Origin of the sequence: Kitasatospora sp. NPDC059146, from assembly GCF_042786665.1 — a bacterium.
Lineage (GTDB): Bacteria > Actinomycetota > Actinomycetes > Streptomycetales > Streptomycetaceae > Kitasatospora.
Genome location: NZ_JBHZCY010000064.1, coordinates 1 through 20,290, shown reverse-complemented (window position 1 = coordinate 20,290; position 20,290 = coordinate 1). Strand labels below are relative to the sequence as shown.

Below are 20,290 nucleotides of genomic sequence, written 5' to 3'. Positions count from 1 at the left end.
GGCGTACGAAGGTGCGCCCGAGGCCCGGCGCACGGAGGCGCGCCCGAGGCCCCGCCCCGCCCGCCCCGCCGGCCGCGGCGCCTCAGCCCAGCCAGCCCGGCCGCACCAGCCCCGACTCGTAGGCCAGCACCACCAGTTGCGCCCGGTCCCGCGCCCCGAGCTTCACCATCGCCCGGCTGACGTGCGTCTTCGCCGTCAGCGGGCTGACCACCAGCCGCCGGGCGATCTCCTCGTTGGACAGCCCCATCCCGACCAGCGCCAGTACCTCGCGCTCCCGCTCGGTCAGCGCCGAGACGTCCGAGAGCCCCTCCGGAGCCGTCTCCGGCCCCTTGGAGCGGGCCGCGAACTCGCCGATCAACCGCCTGGTAACACCCGGCGAGAGCAGCGCGTCCCCGGCCACCGCGACCCGGATCGCCCGCAGCAGGTCGGCCGGTTCGGTGTCCTTGACCAGGAAGCCCGACGCCCCCGAGCGCAGCGCCTCGAAGACGTACTCGTCCAGCTCGAAGGTGGTCAGCACGACCACCCGTACGGAGGACAGCGCCGGATCCCCGGCGATCCTCCGGGTGGCCTCCAGCCCGTCCATCCGGGGCATCCGGACGTCCATCAGCACGACGTCGGGCAGCAGTTCGCGGGCGAGCCGCAGCGCCGCCTCGCCGTCGTCCGCCTCGCCGACCACGGTGAGGTCGTCCTGGAGGTCCAGCAGGGCCCGGAAGCCCGCCCGGACCAGCAGTTGGTCATCCGCCAGCAGTACCCGAATCAATCGCTCTCCGCCTTCGGTGTCGGCAGCTCCGCCCGGACCCGGAAGCCGCCGCCGGGCAGCGGCCCCGCCGTGATGGTGCCACCGAACGCGGAGGCGCGTTCCCGCATCCCGACCAGCCCGCTGCCCGACCCGCCGGCGTCCGCGACCACCGCGGGCCCAGGGTCCTCGACCCGGACCACCAGGACGGCGGTGTCCCGCCAGTCCAGCACCACGACCGCCTCCCGGGCCACCGAGTGCCGGATCACGTTGGTCAGCGCCTCCTGGACGATCCGGAAGGCGGTCAGGTCGACGGTGGCGGACAGCGGGCGGCGGACGCCGTCCTCGAGCACCTCGACCGCCAGCCCCACCCGGTCGGCCTGCTCGGTGAGTTCGTCCAGCCGCCCCAGCCCGGGGGCCGGCCCGCGCGGCGCGGCGTCGGGCCCGCGCAGCGTGGCGAGCACCTGGCGGACCTCGCCGAGCGCCTCCTTGCTGGTCGACTTGATGGTGACCAGCGCCGTGCGGGCCTCCTCCGGCCGCCGGTCCAGCAGCGCCAGCGCGACCCCGGCCTGGATGTTGATCAGGGACAGGCTGTGCGCCAGGATGTCGTGCAACTCCCGTGCCATCCTGAGCCGTTCCTCGTTGGCCCGGCGCTGCTCCAGCTGCTGCCGGTAGGCCCGGTGGGCGGCGATCCGCTCGCGCCGGAAGCGGATCAGCTCGGCGACCGCCAGCATCAGCAGCAGCCAGGCCAGCAGGCCGAGTTCGACCTGCCAGACGAACCGGGGCTTGGCGGCGCGCTGCCAGTCGTCCGGCAGGACGAAGGACATCAGGACGTGCACCAGGTACACCCCGGCGACCCCCGTCCAGGCCGCCCGGCGGTGTCCGTAGCCGATCGCGAAGCAGCAGGCGATCACCCAGCTCACGAACACCGGGCCGTACGGGTACCCGGCGGCCAGGTACCCGGCGGTGACCACCGACGTCCCCGCCACCGCGGCGACCGGACGGCGGCCGAACACCGCCAGCAGCGCCGGGCCGAGCAGCAACAGCAGGTAGCCGACGGCGTCCAGCGGGGCCCGGCCGTCCTGGTGGCGGGCGGCGAACCCCGACCCGACCACCTGCACCACGGCGGCCGCCGCCGCCAGCCGCACCGGCAGGCCCGAGCGGGCCCCCCGCGCCCACGGCGGGCGCCACGGTTCGGGCGGCGCCTCCGGGGAGGGCGGCCCCTGCTCCGGCGGTGGGGACGTGGGCGGCATCATGCCCGGAAGGCTAGACCCGCGCCCGGCCCCGGCGCGTCCTCCACCGGTGGCGTTCGGGCGTACTCCCGCTGGAGTACGCCCGAACCGGTCAGCTCCCTGCCCCGGCCGCCCGCACCCTGCGCCTACCCCTCCGCCCGCGCCTCCCCCTACTCCCCCTGCTGGCGCCCCCGGCTACTCCTCCGGCTGCGCCCCCGCCGACGCCTCCGCGACGGCCGCCGACGCCTCCGGCCGCGCCAGCGTCACCGTCAGCTCCCCGTCACCGACGTCCGCGATCAGCGTGTCCCCCTCCCGCACCGTCCCGTCCAGCAGCAGGTTGGAGATCCGGTTGTCCAGCTCCGACTGGATCGTCCGGCGCAGCGGCCGGGCCCCGAACTCCGGCTGGTAGCCGCGGTTGACCAGGTACTCCTTGGCCGCCTCGGTGACCTCCAGCCGCACGTCCTGGGCCCGCAGCCGCCGCCGGCTGCGCTCCAGCAGCAGGTCGACCACCGACAGCAGGTCCTTCCGGGTGAGCGCGTGGAAGACGATCACCTCGTCGATCCGGTTGAGGAACTCCGGCCGGAACTGCCGGCGCAGGTCCCGCATCAGGTCGTCCCTGATCTCGTCCACGTTGCCCGAGTGGTCCAGGATCCGCTGCGAGCCGATGTTGCTGGTCATGATCACCACGGTGTTGCGGAAGTCGACCGTACGCCCCTGGGAGTCGGTGAGCCGCCCGTCGTCCAGCACCTGGAGCAGCAGGTTGAAGACGTCCGGGTGCGCCTTCTCCACCTCGTCGAAGAGCAGCACGCTGTACGGCTTGCGGCGGACCGCCTCGGTCAGCTGCCCGGCCTCCTCGTAGCCGACGTACCCGGGCGGGGAGCCGACCAGCCGGGAGACGGTGTGCTTCTCCTGGAACTCGCTCATGTCGAAGCGGATCATCCGGTCCGGGTCGCCGAACAGCAGCGCCGCCAGGGCCTTGGCCAGCTCGGTCTTGCCGACACCGGTCGGCCCGAGGAAGAGGAAGGAGCCCGTCGGCCGGTCCGGGTCGCCCATTCCGGCGCGGCCGCGGCGCACCGCCTGGGCGACGGCGGTGACCGCCTCGTCCTGGCCGATCACCTTCTCGTGCAGGTGGTCCTCCAGCCTGAGCAGCCGCTCCCGCTCGGTCGCGTTCAGCTCCGCGACCGGGATGCCGGTGCGGGAGGAGAGCACCTGCGCGATGTCGTCGGCGGTCACGTCGACGACCTCCTCACGGGACTCGGCGATCGCCGCCAGCTCGTCCTCGGTGCGCCGCAGCTCGGACTTGAGGTTGGCGGCCCGGACGAACTCCTCGTCCGCGACCGCCTCGTCCAGCTCCCGCTTCAACTTGGTGATCCGGTCCTGCACCGAGGTCGACTCGGTGGAGCCGCTCAGGCTGCGCAGCCGCACCCGGGCGCCGGCCTGGTCCAGCAGGTCGATCGCCTTGTCGGGCAGGAAGCGGTCGCTGACGTACCGGTCGGAGAGGGTCGCCGACGCGTCCAGCGCCTCGTCGGTGAACCGCACCTGGTGGTGCGCTTCGTACGCGTCGCGCAGCCCCCGGAGGATCTCGATCGTCTCCTCGACGCTCGGCTCCGGCACCAGCACCGGCTGGAAGCGGCGCTCCAGCGCGGCGTCCTTCTCCACGTGCTTGCGGTACTCGTCCAGCGTGGTCGCGCCGACCACGCTCAACTCCCCGCGCGCCAGGGCCGGTTTGAGGATGTTGCCGGCGTCCATCGACCCCTCGCCGCCACCGCCCGCGCCGACCACGGTGTGCAGCTCGTCCAGGAAGAGGATCACGCTCTTCTCGGCCGCCGTGACCTCGTCGATCACCTTCTTCAGCCGTTCCTCGAACTCGCCCCGGTACTTGGAGCCGGCCACCAGCGCGGTCAGGTCCAGGGTGACCACCCGCTTGTCCCGCAGGCTCTGCGGGACGTCCCCGGAGACGATCCGCTGGGCCAGGCCCTCGACGATCGCGGTCTTGCCGACGCCCGGCTCCCCGATCAGCACCGGATTGTTCTTCGTCCGCCGGGAGAGGATCTCCACGGTCTGCTCGATCTCCTCGGCCCGCCCGACCACCGGGTCCAACCGGCCCCCGCGCGCCGCCTCGGTGAGGTCCTGCCCGTACTCGTCCAGGGTCGGGGTGTCGCTCGGGTGCCCGCCCGTGCTGCTGCGCTCGCCGCCCGTGCCCCGCCCGTCCAGCACCGACTTCAACGCCTCCTGCGAGGGCGCCGCGTTGCGCAGCGCCGTCCCCGCACCGGACCGCTCCTGCTCCAGCAGCGCACCGAGGATGTGTTCCGGGCCGATGTACGAGGCGCCGACCGCCTGCGAACGGGCGTGCGCGGCGAGCAGCGCACGCTTGGCCGACGGGGTCAGCGCGGGCCGCCCGTCCAGCGCCTCCGGGTTGCCGGAGGGCAGCGCGTGCTCCAGGTCCCCGGAGAGCCGGTCCGGGTCGATGCCCGCACGCTCCAGCATCCGCCGGGACGGCTCCACCCGGGTGGCCGCCCAGGCGAGGTGCGCGGTGTCCAGGTCGCTGCTGCCGTCCTCGGCCGCACGCTGCGCGGCGAGCCCCAGCAGCTCCTGGGAGGACTCGCTGAGCAGCCGCCCGATCGGCACCCGCTGCACGGCGGGCGGGGAGGCCAGCGGACTCATCCCGAAGAACCGGCTGAGCAGGTCGGAGAACGGGTCGTTCGATCCGAACGGGGGCATGGTCACGATGGTTCACCTCTCCCAAGCGGTTTGCAGCCACACAAACACAGGCCGCCGGAGCCTGCCCGTCGAGCGCGGCAGCCGACGGGCGGGACGGCCGACGGGCGGGGCAACCGACGGGCGCCTCAGCCGGTGACGTGGTCCAGCAGCACCCCGCCGCTGTACGTCACCGCCATCGCCAGCAGCCCGCCCGCCACGTTGCGCGCCACCGCCCGCCCCGCCCCCGCCCCGCCGAGCCGGGCACTCGTCCAGCCCGAGGCCGTCAGCGCCAGCACCACCGCGGCCACCGTCACCCCCAGCCGCCAGGACTCCGGCGGCAGCAGCACCGCCAGCAGCGGCACCAGCGCACCCAGCGTGAACGCGGCCGCACTCGCCAGCGCCGCCTCCCAGGGATTGGTCAACGCCTCCGGATCGATGCCGAGTTCGGTCTGCGCGTGGGCCGCCAACGCGTCCCGCTCGGTCAGCGCCGTGGCCACCTCCCGGGCCAGCCCGTCGGCCAGCCCGCTGTCCCGGTAGTAGTCGGTCAGTTCGTCGAGCTCCCCCTCCGGGTCCTCCGCCAGCTCGCGCCGCTCCTTCGCCAACGCGGCCCGCTCGGTGTCCCGTTGGGTGCTGACCGAGACGTACTCGCCGGCCGCCATCGACATCGCCCCCGCCAGCAGCCCGGCCACCCCCGCCGCCAGCAGCGCGGCGCGGGACCCGGCCGCGCCCGCCACACCGGTCACGATCCCGGCCGTCGAGACCACGCCGTCGTTGGCGCCCAGCACGGCGGCCCGCAACCAGTTCAACCGCGCCGACAGCTCCGCCCGGGTCTCCCCCGCCTCCCCCGTCCGCTCCGCCATCCGCGCCCACCGCCCTCAGGGGTCCGTACGGTCCCCCCCGATCCTCGCCCGGCCCCTGCGGCCCCGCCACCGGTCACCCGTCCCCATCACCCGTCACCAGTCACCCCAGGAGCGGTGCCAGCGCCCGCCGCAGGTCCTCCGGGCCCCGGTAGAGCACCCCGGTCATCCCCAGTGCCACCGCCGCGTCCACGTTCTCCTGCCGGTCGTCGACGAACAGGCACCGCTCCGGCCTCGCCCCGGCCCGCCCGGCGGCGATCTCGTAGATCCGGCGGTCCGGCTTCGCGCTGCCCACCCGGGAGCTGTTCACCACCTCGTCCGCCAGGTCCGTCAGCCCCAGGAACGCCAGGTCCTCGTCCAGCCACACCGTCGCATTGGTCACCAGCACCACCCGACAGTGCTCCCGCACCCGCCGCAGCAGTTCCACCACGACCTCGTCCGCCCAGAACGGCGAGTGCGCGAACGCCTCCGCCAGGCCCCGGGCCGCCTCCTCCGACACCCGGCCGGCCAACCCGCGCGCGATCGAGTCCACCCACTCCGCCCGGCCGATCCGCCCCAGCAACAAGGGCAGGTCGTTCACCGGCGCGAACCCGACCGCCGCCGTGCTCCCCTCCTCCACCCCGGCGGCCCGCTCCAGCGCGGCCACCCCGGCCCCGTCGAAGAACCGGATCACACCGTCCACATCACACAGCACCGCATCGAAAGCCTTGGTAGTCACCCGTTTCTCCTACCACAGCAGGCCCCCGCCCCGGCGCCCCGGGGACGCCCTCAACTCCCGGAGGGACCCGGGCGGTGCCACCCCCGCGGAACCAGCGCCGGCACCCGGGCCCGGTAGCCCTCGTACTCCGCCCCGAACAGGCCGGCCATCATCCCGTCCTCGGCCCGCACCCTCAGCAGCAACCACGGGACGACGACCAGCAGATAGGCGACCCACACCCCGAAGCCGCAGGCCAGCATGCCCCCGCCGACCAGCCCGAGCAGCCCGGTGTAGATCGGGTGCCGCACCAGCCCGTACGGCCCGTCGGTCCGCAGCTCGTGCCGCTCCTGAACGGCCGGCACACTCGCCCACATCGTGCCCAGCACCCACCGGGCCCACAGCAGGAAAGCCGTCGACGCCACCACCAACACCCCGCCCAGCACAGCGAGTTCCGGCTGCCAGAACCTCAACTCCCGCCAGAACCCCTGAGTCCGGTCCACCACCGCCAGCACCACGTACACCCCGACGCCCAACAGGACCCGCCGCAACAGCGAACGGCGCAACCCGCCCAACCACCCCCGGAACCCGGACCTCCCCACCACAGCGAAGTAGACGACACCCGCGACCCAGGCCACGCAGAAGATCGCCACGCACGTCCCGGTCACCACACCCAATACCGACTGCAGAGCTCCCATCCCGCAAGCCTCCGCCCCACCCCACCACCCCACCACCACCCCCGGGTGGAGCCACCCCCGCTCCACCCCCGTCCACCCCGAGGTGGAGCCCCTCACCTCGCACCACCGACCGGGAGCGCCTCCCCTGCCTGAGCCGGCACCGGGCCCCCGGCTCCCCGAGATCGTTTAGGAGAGATTCAGGCGTCGGACTCGCGCATCGAAACCGTCCAAGACTGCTGTCAGCCTGCCGGAACGACTGCGGCCCAGGTCGGAATCATGCTCCTGACCTGGGCCGCAGTGCGCGTTTCAGCTGTTCACGGGGTGGGCGCGGACGGTTTCGAACCGCCGACATCTGCTTTGTAAGAGCAGCGCTCTACCACTGAGCTACGCGCCCCCGGTCGTGGCCCTTCGGGCGTACGACGAGTGCCTAGGGTACCTGGTCCGGCGGGGTGGTGTGGTGCGGGCGGGGTGGGGTGGTGGGAGGGGGCTGCCCGTGGTGCGGGGGGATCGGGGAGAATGGGCGCGGATCAGCGGGTCGGAGAGGGAGCGCGCAGTGGCGGTGGCCGGCGGGAGCGGGCGGCGGGGGCGGCGTCGGGCGGGGAGTGCGCTGGGCGACGCGCTGGTGTTGCCGGTGGTGCTGGCGGGTGCGTTGGGGGCGGTCGGGCTGGCGTCGGCGGGCAGTGGCGGCTGGTGGGGGCGACGGGGTGCCGGGGACGGTGTGCGGGCGGAGGCGCGGGAGGCGCGGGCCGCGGCGCAGGAGGCGTTCTACGAGCTGGACGAGACGCAGCGCGAGCTCCGGTTGGCGGTGGAGACCGTCCGGGCGGTCGAGGAGGGTGCGGCGGCGCAGCGGGTGCTGGCCGAGCTGCCGGCGATCTCCGGCCGGGTCGAGCAGGTCACGGTGAACTACCTGGCCGCGCTCGACGCCCATGACCTGGAGCGGGAGGACCTGGACGCCGGTTCGGTGGCCCAGGCCCGGCGGCTGCTGGTGGACGTGCAGGGCCAGCTCCGCTCGGCCCGCGCCGAGCTGACCGACTTCCTGCGCCGCCTCCAGCCGACCCTGCTCCACGCCGAGCAGCAGCTGATGCGGGTCACACCGGCCGTGGAGCAGGCCAAGCACGCGCTGCTGCGGGCGACCACCACGCTGGACGAGGTGCGCGGCGCCGGGCTGCGGGCGGACGACCTGGCGGCCCGGCTGGCCGAGCTGGCGCCGGAGTTGGGGCGGCTGAACGAGGGGGCGGCGCGGCACGGCGTGGCGGCCACGCTGCAGCGGGCCGAGGAGGTGCGGCGGCGGGCGGAGGCGATCACCGCCGATGCCGCCCAGCTGCCCGAGCGGGCCCGGGAGCTGGACCGCCGGGTGTCCAGCCTACGGACCCGGATCCAGGCGCTGGAGACCAAGGCGGAGACGGTCGATCCGGCGCTGAGCGAGCTGCGCCGCCGGTTCAGCACGGCCTGCTGGCAGGACCTCCAGCGGGTGCCCGAGCAGGTCGCCGAGGCGGGCCGGGCCGCCGGGCGCAAGCTCGCCGAGGCCGCCCGGGCCCGGGACGAGCAGCGGTGGGCGGACGCCACGGCCGCGATCGGTACGGTCCGCGCGCTGCTGGAGACCGCGGACGGCTCGGTGCAGGCCGTGAACGACCGGCTGCGGCAGCTGAACGAGGTGCAGCACGACCCGAACCGGGAGGTGGAGCGCGCCCGCTTCGCCGTCCGGGACGCCCAGCGGCTGGCGATGGCGGGCCGCACCGCGCCGGACCCGCGGCACGCCGGCCCGCTGGACGAGGCGGTGGCCCGACTGGACCGGGCGCTGGAGACCCTCCAGGCCTCGGGCCGGCACCCCGACTACTGGCACTTCCTGACCGAGCTGGCGGCGGTGCGCGAGACGGCGGCGCGGGTGATCGGCATGATCCGCGGGGATCTTGGCCCGCAGCGCTGAGCGCGGTCGGTACCCTGCCGGTATGCCACGCTACGACTTCCGCTGCCGCTCCTGCGGCGCCACCTTCGAGCTCCGCCGCGCGATGGCGCAGGCCAACGACCCCGCCGTCTGCCCGCAGGGCCACCCGGACACCGTGAAGTTGCTGTCCACCGTCGCCGTCACCGGCGCGGCGGGCGGCGCGCCGCAGCAGGCCCCGAGCGGGGGCGGGGGCGGCTGCTGCGGCGGCGGGTGCTGCGGCTGACCGAGGAGGACCGGTGGCGACCGACGGCTAACCGGCGACGACGGGGTCGGCGGGCATGACCGAGGCGGTGGCCGCGGTGGCCGCCGCCAGGAACCGGCGGACGATCTCCTCCCCCGCCGCCACCCCCACCTCCGCCAGGGCGGTGACGCCGGGGGCCGTCCATCCGCCGTCGGCCAGTTCGCCGTGCCCGGGCCGCCACCCGGCGTCGGCGGCGAGCAGCAGGTCGGCGTCCAGCAGGGAGTCGCCGGCCGCCAGGACGGTGTGCGCGCCGCTGCGGCGGACGGCCTCGGCGAGCGCGGCGCTCTTGGTGAGCGGCTGCGGCACGGCGTACACCTTGCGGCCCTGTAGTGAGACCCGCCAGCCGCGTTCGGCGCACCAGCCGGTGAGTTCGGGCAGCCAGCCGTCGGGCAGCCGGTCGCGTTCGACGACCAGGTAGGCGAACTGCTCGTCGGCGACCCGCCGTTTGCGCGTCCACTCCGGGTCGGCGCTCAGGGCGAGTTGGCGCACCACCTCGTCCAGCGGGGCGGCGCCGGCGGCGATCCGCGCGGTGATCTCGCGGCGCCAGTCGCGGTCCGGCTCGCCGTCCACCAGCAGCTGCCCGCCGTTCGCGCAGATCGCGTACGTGGGCGTCGGTCCGGGCAGGTTGACCCGTCGGTACTGTTCGACGGTCCGGGTGGTGGCGGGTACGAAGCGGGCCCGGCGGCCCAGTTCGACCAGCAGGGCGGCGGCCCGTTCGGTCAGGAAGGACAGCGGGCGGCCGTCCAGCACCTCGACGCAGAGCAGCCGCGGCGCGAGCCGGTCGGGGCCGGCCAGGGCCAGGGCCCGCTCGGAGTAGATCAGCGTACGGTCGAGGTCGCTGGCCACCAGCACGCCACCCTCGTCACCGCCCGGACCACCCGCTCCGCCCGGACCACCTGCACTGCCCGCACCGCCCGCACCGCCACCCGCACCGCCACCCGTACCGTCCACGGCACCCATCAGGACTCCCTCCCCGTCACGGCCCGTCCGCTCTCCCCCGTCGCGCCCCGACTGTAGCGGGGGTGGATGAGGCCCACGCAGCTGTACGGCAGCCCGTCCACCTCCTCGACCGGGACGCCGCGTTGGGCGGCGAGCAGCCGTACGTGGTCGAGGTCGGTGCCCGCGCCGCGCCGGGCCAGCACCCGCCAGGGCACCCGGCGCAGCAGCACCCGGGTGGTCTCGCCGACGCCGGGCTTCACCAGGTTGATGTTGTCGATGCCGTACTCGGCGCTGATCCGCTCGACGGCGGCCCAGCCGGCCCAGTCGGGCGTGCGGTCCGGGTCGGCGGCGAGCCGTCCGGCCGCCTCGACCGCGAGGGCGCGGACCTCCCCGAAGTGGTCGGCCACTGCGGTCAGGAAGGCCTCCGAGACGTCCCCGCCCGCGAGGTCGGCGTAGTGCTTGGCGCCGTGGAAGTCTCCGGGGCCGATCAGTCCGGCCCGCAGTACGGTGCGCGAGACCAGCCCGGACACCGTGGAGTTGAGGCAGGCGGAGGGGATCAGGAAGTCCTCCCGGGTGCCGTACGTCCGGACGCAGCGGCCCGGGTCGGCGAGCACCGCGAGGTCCGGGTCGAAGCCGGTGCCGGCCAGCGCGTCGGTGAGTTCGCGGGTGATCGCGCCCTTCCCGGTCCAGCCGTCCACGAAGACTACGTCGGACGCCCGGTGGTGGGCCGCCAGATAGCGCAGCGCGACCTGGTCGATGCCGCGGCCGCGGACGATGGACACCGCGTAGTGCGGCACGGACAGGCCGTGGGCGAAGGCCAGCCAGCGGCGGACCAGGATGCCGACCGGCGTGCCGGCCCGGGCCAGCGAGGCGAGCACCAGGCCGGGCCCCCGCTCGCGCAGCAGGGTCTCGGCGACGGTGCCGACGGCGAGCGCCATCCGGCGGGCCGAACCGCGCAGCGCCTGGTGGAACAGCTCCTGGTACTCGGGGCTGGGGCAGTACTCGACCGGCAGCGACTCGGCGTAGTGGGCGCCGCCGTGCTGGACGGCCTCCTCCCGCTCCTCGGTGGGGGCCTCCAGCGGGACGTCGGAGAGGTCCTTGAGCAGCCAGGCGACCTCCTCCGGACGGTAGGAGGAGAACTCCGGCCCGTACAGCGGAGTCGGCAGCGCAGCCGGCAGCGGGGAGGACGGCGCGGAGGACGGCGGGGAGGGCGGCGCGGCAGGCAGCACCGGGCGGTACGAGGGGAGTACCGCGAGGACCACCCGGTCGGTCACCTGCCGCAGCTGGCGCAGCAGCGCGTACTCCCCCTGGTGCAGGGCCGGGGTATCGGCTACGTCGTCCACCACCAGCACCACGGCGTCGAAGCGGCGGGCCCCGTCCGCACCGGGGGCGACGTTGTAGACGTAGCGCTCGCGCGAGCCGCCGTCCTGCGGGTCGTCGTGGGCCGGGAAGACCAGCCGGGTGCGGATGGCGTAGCCGGGGTCGTCCACGGCGAGGACGGGCGAGCGGGTGGTGGTGGAGTAGCGGATGCGGTCGCCGCCGAACCGCTGGGCGAGCGCCTCGGCGAGCCGCAGCGGCGCGTACATCAGCTCCTCGAAGCCGAGCACCAGGACCCGCCGCTGCTCGGCACCGTCCACCGCCGCACCCGTACCGACCGCCGCGCCGGCACCCACCGCCGCACCGTCCGCCGGCCCGGCGCCGGCACCCAGCGCCTGCGCCAACTGCCCGGCCAGAGCGGGCAGTACGGCGTCCAGCCGCTCGCGGTCGTGCGCCGTGAAGCCGTGCCGTCCACCGTCCGGCAGCCCGGCGGGCCAGTCCAGCTCGACCCGGACCAGCGGGGCGGGCTCGACGGCCGGCGGCGGGGCGGCCGGGGGGACGGCGGCGATCAGCCGCTCGGCCCGGGCCACGATGTCCTCGGGCAGGTCGACGCCACCGCTCGCGGTGGCCACCACGTCGAGCCGGGCGCCGAGTTCGGCGGCGGCCGCGGCGAGCCGGTGCCGGTCCTCGGCGGAGCGCAGGTCGACCAGGGCGACCACCACGTAGTGGCCGCGCGGGTGGCGGCGGTGCAGTTCGCGGATGGTGTTGAGGACGGTCCGGCCGGTCGAGAGCTCGTCGTCCACCAGCACCAACGGACCGTCACCCGAGAGGAGTTCGGGGTCGGCCGGGAGGAGCAGGTGCCCGGTGGCGTGGGAGTGCTCCTCCTCGAAGCCGCCGAGCGGGGGCACCCCGGGGACGGGGCGGCGGGTGGAGTGCAGGCAGGGCGCGTCGAGCCCGTCGGCGACGCTGTGGCCGAGGCCGGTGGCGGTCTCCGCGTAGCCGAGCACGACGGCCCGGCCGGCCTCTGCGGGGCCGAGCAGCTCCCGGACCCGGCGGCCGAGTTCGAGGCCGGCGCCGTGCACCACGGCGGGCCGCTGCGGGACGTGCTTGCCGAGCACGCTGGAGACCAGCAGGTGGGCCCGCTTGGGGTTGCCGGACCGCAGGGCCAGGCCGACCAGTTCGGGCAGGCGCTCCGATCCGGTCAGCGCGATCCCGGCCCGCTCGGCGACCCAGCGCCCGGTCCAGCCGCCCTCCGCCGCCACCGCCGCCGTCTCTGCTCTCTTCACTGCTGGTCCCGCCTTCGGTGGTGCTGATCGATCGGTTTCGCGCGTGTCGGGTCGTACTGGGTCGGGTCATGCCGGGTCGGATCGGGTCGGGTCATGACGGTCGGATCGAGGGGCCGGGGTCAGCCGCACAGGCAGGCGGACAGGAGCTCCGCGAAGCTCACGTCCTCCCGGGCCACCCCGAAGACCTCCGCCCGCAGCAGCACCCGCTCCGCCCAGGCGCGGTGCGGCCGGGCCTCGTTCATCTTGTTCGTGTACGCCGAGCGGAGTACCCCGCCGCCGTCCTGCTCCTGTCGCAGGATGTCGCGCGCGTCGCAGTACTCCTCGTGCGTGACCACGGACAGCGCGTGCACCGCGGGGACGTGGCTGGGATGGATGCAGGTCTTGCCCAACAAGCCGTTGGCGCGGTCGAGTTCGACCTCGCGGATGAGCCCGTCCAGGTCGTGCTCGATGATCCTCCGGCGGACCTCCTCGCCGGAGGCCCGGGCGGTGCCGGCCGTCGCGGCGAACGGGGTGCGGCGCAGCTGCGGCTTGAACATCCGCTCCTGCACCGGGAAGTACTCCCAGACCGGCCCGGTCACGGTGTACCCGGTGCCGTCGGCCCGGCCGAGCACATTGACCACGTCACCGATCACGGCCGCGACCAGGGCCACGTCGTAGGCGGTGAGGTCGGGTGAGCGCCGCAGCCCGTAGGCGGAGCACAGGTCGGTGACACCGAGCCGGACGGCGAGCACCCGGTCGCGGTGCTCGGCGAGCAGGCCGGCGATGCCGAAGAGCTGTTCGCGCCTGGTCTCCAGGTGGGCGAGTTCGGGCGTCTCCAGGACGGGCATGGCGAACAGCCGCCGCCCGGTGGCGGCCTCGGCGGCGGCGAGCGCGGCCAGGTAGGCGCCGCCGGTCTCCGGGGTGAACTTGGGCAGGACGAAGCCGCTCAGCAGCCCGGCGGCCGGGCCGAGCCGCTCGGCCAGGTCGAGGATCTGCTCGGCGGTGCGGACCCTGATGAAGAGAAGCGGATGATCCTGTGCACAATTGGTGAAATCATTGACCAGGTCCGACAACTGCTCGACCAGGTTGCGTTCGCCCGCGTCCACCTCGTGGTCGGCGATCGCGTCCTCCAGGCAGAGCACCATCGACACCACGCCCTGCCCGGCCAGCTTGCGGATGTCGGCGGCCAGTGCGGGCCTGGTCGCGGGGCTGTAGAGGGTACCGCCGAGGGCGGTGGCGAGCACCGCGGGCTCGCTCCCCGCGGTGAACGTCCGCGGCTGCTCCAGGAACAGCCGGGCACGGACGTCGTCGGCGAGGTGGCCGAAATGGCGCATGGTGCTCTCCTCGGGGCTGGACGGCGGGCTGGCCGACCGGACGGACGGCCTCCGGCCCGCGGTTTCCGCCTGGACGCACCGCCGGCGGACTCCCCTCCACCGGCCTCCGGGGGCCTGTTCGAAGGCCCATCGTACGGACGGTTTCCGGCCGTTCCCGGCGTCGGGGCACTGAACTCCCGGAACATCCGGCCGGCACCCGACCCACCCGGAACGATCATCCTGCGGGCAACGGCCCCGCGCGAACGGACCACTCGCCGGTCAGCGAAGGCCCGCCGCAAACCTCGATCCGACGCAAGTCTTGGCAAAGTCCGCCCCCACGCCGACCGTCCCGGTCACGTTGTCCGAAGGGGTGGCGAACGGGCAGGATGGTCCGCTATGACGCACGTGATGGCCAAGGGCGCCAACATCGCACTGCCGGCGGCGGCGGTCCGCGCCGTGCTGCGCTGGAGCGCCACGCCCGGTGCGCCGGACGTGGACGCGTCCGCGCTGCTGCTCGGCACCGACGGCAAGGTCCGTTCGGACGCCGACTTCGTCTTCTACAACCAGCCCCGCCACCCCTCCGGCCTGGTCCGCCACCTGCCCAAGCAGCACACCGCGGGCGGCGCCGAGATCATCGACACGGTCGAGGTCGAACTGGCCAAGCTGCCGGTCGAGGTGGACCGGGTGGTGCTGGCCGGTTCCTCCGAGGGCGGCTCGTTCCGCGCCGTCCCGGGGCTGCGGCTGCTGCTGTTCGACGCCGCCACGGGTGACGGCGCGGGTCCGCTCGCCGAGTTCGCGATCGTGGACGCCGAGAACGTGTCCGCGCTGGTCGCGGGTGAGCTGTACCGGCGCAACGGCTCGTGGAAGTTCCGGGCGATCGGCCAGGGGTACACCTCGGGACTGATCGGCCTGGCCACCGACTTCGGCATCACGGTCGACGACGAGGCGGAGGCCGCCGCCGCGGCCGCGGCCCGGTCGACCCCGGCTCCCGCCTCCACCGCCACCCCCACCGGCGCGGTCGACCCGCGGGCCACCCCGCTGCCCGACCCGCGCTCCGAGGCCCGGCCCGAACCCGGCACCTTCACCCTGAGCCCGGCCGTCCCCCAGTCCCCGACCCAACCTCCGGCCCAGCCCCCGGCCGCTCCGGCCACCCCGGCCCCTGCCCCGGCGGCCGCCACCGCGAACGGCCCGGCCACCCCGCCCCCGCCGGTGGCCCCGCCCACCGTGCCCCCGAACGTCCCGCCGGCCCCGCCCGCGCCCCCAGCACACCAGCCGCCGACCCACCAGCCCCCGACCCACCAGCCCCCGGCCCACCAGCCGGGCACCCAGTCGGGCGGCTACGGCTACCCGCAGCACCAGCCCGGCACCGGGTACGGCTACCCCCAGCACCAGCCCGCGACCGGCTACGGCTACCCCCAGCCCCACCAGCCGTACCCGCCGCAGCAGCCCCAGCCGGGCACCCACTCCGGCGGCTACGGCTACCCCCAGCACCAGCCCGGCACCGGGTACGGCTACCCCCAGCACCAGCCGGGCACCGGCCAGCAGCCGCCCGTCCCGCCGCAGCCCCCGGCACCGGCACCGACCCAGGGCCCGCCCGCCGAGGAGTTCGCGCTGCCCCCGCAGGGCCCGCAGTTCCAGCCCCACTGAACCACTGACCCACGGCGCCGTCCCCACCGGAACCGCCGGAACCACCGCGCACCCCGGACCCGCCCCACACCCCGCCCCGCCGAGCCCGACGCCCGGCGGGGCCGCCCGGCGGGGCCGCCCGCGCGACACCGCGGCCCCGGGCGACACCACGGCCCCCGCCAGGGACTCAGTCCCCGCCCCCGCCCGGCTGCTGCCCCTTGTACCCCCGCTGCCACTGCATCCCGAAGCCGTACAACCGGTCGATGTCCGCCTGGAACCCGTTCACGTACCGCACCTCGCGGCGCACGGTCAGCTGGTTGTCCCCGGCGTTCTCGATCAGCACCACCGCGCAGGAGCGCGCCGACCGGGCCCGTTCGTCCAGCTTGATCTCGATCCGCGGCCCGGTCTGCGGCACGATCGTTATCACCGCGTGGGTCTGCTCGAAGGCCGGGGTGCCGTCGTAGATGTAGACGAAGATCAGCAGCCGCTTGAACTTGTCCTTCTTCTCCAGGTTGACGTACATCGTCTCGCCGGAGGGCGCCCCGTACTGGTCGTCGCCGCTGAGCTTGATGAACGGCGGTTCCCGCAGGTCGCCGAAGAGTTCACCGAGCGGCTGCACCACGCCCCGGGTGCCGTCGGAGAGTTCGTACATGCAGGCGAGGTCGAGGTCGACGTTCAGCTGCTCGTTGCCGCCCGGCGAGTCGGGCTCCAGCGGGCTGAGGATCCGCGGGCTGAAGAACCGCTTGAGGGTGTCCCGGGTGCTCGGCCGGACGGCGCCCGAGCGCATGGTCCAGTGCAGGTTGACGTAGAGGTAGCCGGTGGTGGCGGCCGAGCCGGTGATCGCGTGCTGCGGCGCCGACTTGGTGAGCGTGACCTTGTGCTGACCGCCCGGGTTGTCGAAGGTGTAGCTCTTGTCCCCGCGCAGGTACTCCCAGATCGAGACCATCCAGTCCTCTCCCCCTGCCTCCGTGCGGCGGTCTGACGATCCGCCGGTCCATGGACGATCCGCCGGTCCATGATCGGGCATCGACCGGGCCGACGGATACCCGAACTCCTCCTTTCCCTACCCCGCCCGGCCGTTGACGCCCACCCGCAGCGCGAACCCGCAGCGCGAACCCGCAACCCGAACCCGCAACCCGAACCCGCGACCCGAACCGGTGGGTCGATTGGCCCGGGGAAGCCGCCCTCCCGTAACATGCCGCCCCTTCGGACGCGATATCGTCTAGCCGCACAGGTGTCCCGTCCGCCCCTGCGCGGGCGCGGTGGGCACGTCGTGCGGCGACGAACGAACCGTCAGGCGACACCCGCCCCGCGGGACCTGACCACCTGTGTCGCGCTGTGAACCTGTCCCCTGCGGAAACCCGAGGCCCGACCCGCAATGAACCTGACCTCCATACAGCTGGTCTGGACCGTCGTCGGCGGCGCAGCCCTGCTGTTCATCGCCATCCTGATGGCGACGCTGCGATTCAAGAGCACGAAGCACGACGAGGCCGGCGATTCCTGGGAGCGCAGCGAGGAGCGCCGCCGCCGCAAGGAGATGATCTACGGCATCTCCTCGTACACCCTGCTGTTCTGCTGCGCCGGCGTCGCGGCCGCGCTCTCCTTCCACGGCCTGGTGGGCTTCGGCATCGAGAACCTGGGCCTGTCCAACGGCTGGGAGTACCTCGTCCCGTTCGGCCTGGACGGCGCCGCGATGTTCTGCTCGGTGCTCGCCGTCCGCGAGGCCAGCCACGGTGACGCCGCGCTCGGTTCCCGCCTGCTGGTCTGGGTGTTCGCGATCGCCTCGGCCTGGTTCAACTGGGTGCACGCCCCGCGCGGCCTGGGCCACGCCGGCGCCCCGCAGTTCTTCTCCGGCATGTCGATCTCGGCGGCGATCCTGTTCGACCGGGCGCTCAAGCAGACCCGCAAGGCCGCGCTGCGCGAGCAGGGCCTGGTGCCGCGTCCGCTGCCGCAGATCCGCATCGTCCGCTGGCTGCGCGCCCCGCGCGAGACCTACGCGGCCTGGTCGCTGATGCTGCTGGAGAACGTCCGCAGTCTGGACGAGGCGGTCGAGGAGGTGCGCGAGGAGCGCCAGGCGAAGCTGGACGCCAAGGTGCGCGCCCGTTCCGCCGACCGCCGCGAGCGGGCCGAGTTGAAGGCGATCTCCCGCCAGGGCGGCATGCTCGCCCGGGCCCGCGGCGGGCGTCAGGTGCCCGCGCTCACGGCGGCCGGAGACGGCCAGACCGCTACGGAGCCTGCCCTAGCCGCCGAGAGCGACCGCACCGCCCCGACCGCGCACGACCCGTACCTCTCCCCCACCCCGTCCCTCTCGGCGAGCACGCTGGACCGCTCCGCCCTGGACGCCGGCCGCCGCCCGCGTGCCGCCGTCGGGTCGTCCTACGCCTCCGCCACGAGCGGTTCCACGAGCGGCTCCACGAGCGGCTCGACCGGCAGCTCGGCGTCGTCCTCGTCCTCGTCCTCGTCCTACCGCAGCTCGACCATCGACCTGACGGCCGACGACGACACCCTCTCGATGCCGAAGCTGGACTCGCTGGAGCGCAAGCTGCGCGCGATCGAGCAGCAGCTGGGCTGACCCCCGCCCGGCACCCCGCAGGAACAAGGCAGGAACAACGCAGGAACAACGCGAACGGCCGCCCCCGGATCCCCGGAGGCGGCCGTCGCGTTCCCCGGCCCTACGGCCGGAGAGGGGGTGGCGGGCGGCGGACTACTGCCCGCTGCCCACGAGTTCCTTCTCCCCCTCCGCCGCCTCGCGCCGGTTGCGCAGCATCGAGGAGAGGAGGGCCAGCCCGATGAAGGCGACGCCGATCAGGCCGGTGACGATCTCCGGGATGTGGTACTTGATCCCGACCAGCAGGATCACGGCCAGCGCGCCGATCGCGTAGTGGGCGCCGTGCTCCAGGTAGACGTAGTCGTCCAGGGTCCCCTTGCGGACCAGGAAGACGGTCAGCGAGCGGATGTACATCGCGCCGATGCCGAGGCCCAGGGTGATCTGGAAGATGTCGTTGGAGATCGCGAAGGCGCCGACCACGCCGTCGAAGGAGAACGACGCGTCCAGGACCTCCAGGTAGAGGAAGAGGAAGAACGCGGCCTTGCCGGCCACCTGGACGACGGACTTGCCGGACTTCTCCGCCTCCTCCTCGCGCTCGGCCTCCTCCTCCAGGCCCGATTCGAAGATCGAGGAGAGGCCGCCGACGACGAGGTAGGTGACCAGGCCGAGCACACCGGCCAGCAGAACGGTTTCGGCGTGCTCCGCCGCGAAGAAGCGCGAGGCCAGCACCAGCGCGACCAGGGCGACGACGCTGGACAGGGCGTCCAGCTTGCCGACCTTCTCCAGCGGGCGCTCCAGCCAGCCGAGCCAGTTGTGCTCCTTCTCGTCGAACACGAAGTCGAGGAAGATCATCAACAGGAAGACGCCACCGAAGGCCGCGATGGCCGGGTTGGCCGCCTCCAGGTACTGGCCGTACGTGAGGCCGTCGTGGGTCGCGTTGGAGTGCAGGGCGAGGTCGATCACCGTCGCGGGGTTGAGCTTCGCGGTGAGGCCGACGACCAGCAGCGGGAAGACCAGTCGCATCCCGAAGACGGCGATCAGCACACCGACCGTCAGGAAGATCTTCTGCCAGTACGGGTTCATCCGCTTCAACACCGTGGCATTGACCACCGCGTTGTCGAAGGACAGGGAGATCTCCAGGATGGAGAGGATCAGCACGATGCCGAAGCCTTGGGCTCCCCAGAGCAGTCCGGCCGCGATCAGGCCCAGGGCGGTGATCGCGAACGACCAGCCGAATGTGCGGAGGAACACGGGAGTTGGCTACCTTTCGGGTTCTGGCCGTGTCGGGGGCGGCCTGGTCCCGAGACGCCTGACCGGGCCGGGCCCGGTCAGGTCACCCCCGCACTGCCCTCTGTTCTCTTGATCGTTTGATCGGTGATCATCTGATCGTTGATCGGTGCGATAAGTCCGTTTTACGCCCTTACTGTACGTTGACGCCGAAGTCGAGCGCGATCCCGCGCAGGCCGGAGGCGTACCCCTGGCCCACCGCGCGGAACTTCCACTCACCCGCGTACCGGTACAGCTCGCCGAAGATCATCGCGGTCTCGCTGGACGCGTCCTCGGACAGGTCGTAGCGTGCGATCTCCTCGCCGCCGACGGAGTTGACGACCCGGATGTAGGCGTTGCGCACCTGTCCGAAGTTCTGCAGCCGGGCCTCGGCCTCGTAGATCGAGACCGCGAAGACCACCTTGTCCGCCTGGGCCGGGACCAGCTCCAGGTTGACCAGGATCAGCTCGTCGTCACCCGCGTCGTCGCCGCCCACGAGGTTGTCGCCCTGGTGCTCCACCGAGCCCTCGGGGCTCTTGAGGTTGTTGTAGAAGACGAAGTACTCGTCACCGAGCACCCGTCCGCCACCGCAGAGCAGGGCGCTCGCGTCGAGGTCGAACGGTGCGCCCGTGGTCGAACGGGCGGACCAGCCGAGGCCGATCTGGACCTGCGTCAGGTTCGGCGCGGCCTTGGTGAGCGAGACGTTCCCGCCCTTGGCGAGCGTGACCACCATGGTGTTCTTCCTCCCTTGCTTCTCCCGGGGCGCCATACAGGTGTAGTCCCCCGCGGCCCCGGCCGGCCCGCTTCGGCCGGCTGAACTTCCTGAACTCACATCCTCGCAGCGCACCGGACCCCGACGAAGCCGGGCCGCTCCCGACCCCCCTCGAAGCCGCCCCCGCCCCCCGACGAAGCCGGTCACGACACCGTCCGGAAC

Annotated in this window: 16 protein-coding genes and 1 tRNA gene; 4 read left to right on the top strand and 13 right to left on the bottom strand. The window is 73.7% G+C overall.

Annotated features, from left to right (window positions below; translation table 11 throughout):
- Positions 1–82 precede the first annotated feature (82 nt).
- The 7 genes from ACFXPX_RS25215 to ACFXPX_RS25185 all read right to left on the bottom strand — a co-directional run bounded on the left by ACFXPX_RS25215 (position 83) and on the right by ACFXPX_RS25185 (position 7,290).
- The gene (locus ACFXPX_RS25215) at positions 83–760 is read right to left on the bottom strand and encodes a response regulator (RefSeq protein WP_375887821.1); all 678 of its coding nucleotides are present in this window, start codon (positions 758–760) and stop codon (positions 83–85) included.
- Positions 757–1,992, bottom strand: coding sequence for a sensor histidine kinase (locus ACFXPX_RS25210; RefSeq protein WP_380593047.1), 1,236 nt, complete (start codon positions 1,990–1,992; stop codon positions 757–759). Before ACFXPX_RS25210 ends, ACFXPX_RS25215 begins: the two co-directional genes overlap by 4 nt.
- Positions 1,993–2,163: 171 nt before the next feature.
- The gene (locus ACFXPX_RS25205; protein ID WP_380643404.1) at positions 2,164–4,689 is read right to left on the bottom strand and encodes an ATP-dependent Clp protease ATP-binding subunit; all 2,526 of its coding nucleotides are present in this window, start codon (positions 4,687–4,689) and stop codon (positions 2,164–2,166) included.
- A 125-nt stretch (positions 4,690–4,814) separates the two neighbouring features.
- Complete coding sequence (locus tag ACFXPX_RS25200; protein WP_380525255.1) at positions 4,815–5,528, bottom strand: VIT1/CCC1 transporter family protein; 714 nt, start codon at positions 5,526–5,528, stop codon at positions 4,815–4,817.
- 100 nt (positions 5,529–5,628) lie between these two features.
- A complete protein-coding gene (locus ACFXPX_RS25195) occupies positions 5,629–6,243 on the bottom strand; it encodes an HAD family hydrolase (protein WP_380525256.1) in 615 nt (204 codons plus the stop codon).
- Positions 6,244–6,293: 50 nt separating this feature from the next.
- Entirely contained in the window at positions 6,294–6,917 is a 624-nt protein-coding gene (locus ACFXPX_RS25190; protein WP_380525257.1) for a methyltransferase family protein, read from the bottom strand.
- Positions 6,918–7,218: 301 nt separating this feature from the next.
- Positions 7,219–7,290, bottom strand: a tRNA-Val gene (locus tag ACFXPX_RS25185).
- Between the two features lie 159 nt (positions 7,291–7,449).
- Between ACFXPX_RS25185 and ACFXPX_RS25180 the strand changes: the two genes are divergently transcribed.
- Entirely contained in the window at positions 7,450–8,823 is a 1,374-nt protein-coding gene (locus ACFXPX_RS25180) for a hypothetical protein (RefSeq protein WP_380643402.1), read from the top strand.
- 22 nt (positions 8,824–8,845) lie between these two features.
- Positions 8,846–9,064, top strand: coding sequence for a zinc ribbon domain-containing protein (locus ACFXPX_RS25175; RefSeq protein ID WP_375887805.1), 219 nt, complete (start codon positions 8,846–8,848; stop codon positions 9,062–9,064).
- Between the two features lie 27 nt (positions 9,065–9,091).
- Here ACFXPX_RS25175 and ACFXPX_RS25170 read toward each other — a convergent pair whose 3' ends face one another.
- From ACFXPX_RS25170 to ACFXPX_RS25160, 3 genes are all read right to left on the bottom strand, one after another.
- Positions 9,092–10,042, bottom strand: coding sequence for an HAD family hydrolase (locus tag ACFXPX_RS25170; RefSeq protein ID WP_380643400.1), 951 nt, complete (start codon positions 10,040–10,042; stop codon positions 9,092–9,094).
- On the bottom strand, positions 10,042–12,624 hold the full coding sequence (locus ACFXPX_RS25165; RefSeq protein ID WP_380643398.1) for a phosphoribosyltransferase: 2,583 nt from the start codon (positions 12,622–12,624) through the stop codon (positions 10,042–10,044). Before ACFXPX_RS25165 ends, ACFXPX_RS25170 begins: the two co-directional genes overlap by 1 nt.
- Before the next feature lie 119 nt (positions 12,625–12,743).
- Entirely contained in the window at positions 12,744–13,937 is a 1,194-nt protein-coding gene (locus ACFXPX_RS25160) for an HpcH/HpaI aldolase/citrate lyase family protein (protein ID WP_380643396.1), read from the bottom strand.
- Positions 13,938–14,312: 375 nt separating this feature from the next.
- On the opposite strand from ACFXPX_RS25160, the gene ACFXPX_RS25155 reads away from it, so the two are divergent.
- Positions 14,313–15,563: a TerD family protein gene (locus ACFXPX_RS25155; RefSeq protein WP_380643394.1), complete on the top strand. Its 1,251-nt coding sequence runs from the start codon at positions 14,313–14,315 to the stop codon at positions 15,561–15,563.
- Positions 15,564–15,729: 166 nt separating this feature from the next.
- On the opposite strand, the gene ACFXPX_RS25150 is transcribed toward ACFXPX_RS25155, so the two are convergent.
- On the bottom strand, positions 15,730–16,488 hold the full coding sequence (locus ACFXPX_RS25150; RefSeq protein WP_375887791.1) for a Tellurium resistance: 759 nt from the start codon (positions 16,486–16,488) through the stop codon (positions 15,730–15,732).
- 432 nt (positions 16,489–16,920) lie between these two features.
- On the opposite strand from ACFXPX_RS25150, the gene ACFXPX_RS25145 reads away from it, so the two are divergent.
- A complete protein-coding gene (locus tag ACFXPX_RS25145) occupies positions 16,921–18,114 on the top strand; it encodes a DUF2637 domain-containing protein (protein ID WP_380643392.1) in 1,194 nt (397 codons plus the stop codon).
- A 132-nt stretch (positions 18,115–18,246) separates the two neighbouring features.
- On the opposite strand, the gene ACFXPX_RS25140 is transcribed toward ACFXPX_RS25145, so the two are convergent.
- Both ACFXPX_RS25140 and ACFXPX_RS25135 read right to left on the bottom strand, forming a co-directional pair.
- The gene (locus ACFXPX_RS25140; protein WP_375887788.1) at positions 18,247–19,341 is read right to left on the bottom strand and encodes a DUF475 domain-containing protein; all 1,095 of its coding nucleotides are present in this window, start codon (positions 19,339–19,341) and stop codon (positions 18,247–18,249) included.
- 169 nt (positions 19,342–19,510) lie between these two features.
- Complete coding sequence (locus ACFXPX_RS25135; RefSeq protein WP_375887786.1) at positions 19,511–20,089, bottom strand: TerD family protein; 579 nt, start codon at positions 20,087–20,089, stop codon at positions 19,511–19,513.
- Positions 20,090–20,290 lie beyond the last annotated feature (201 nt).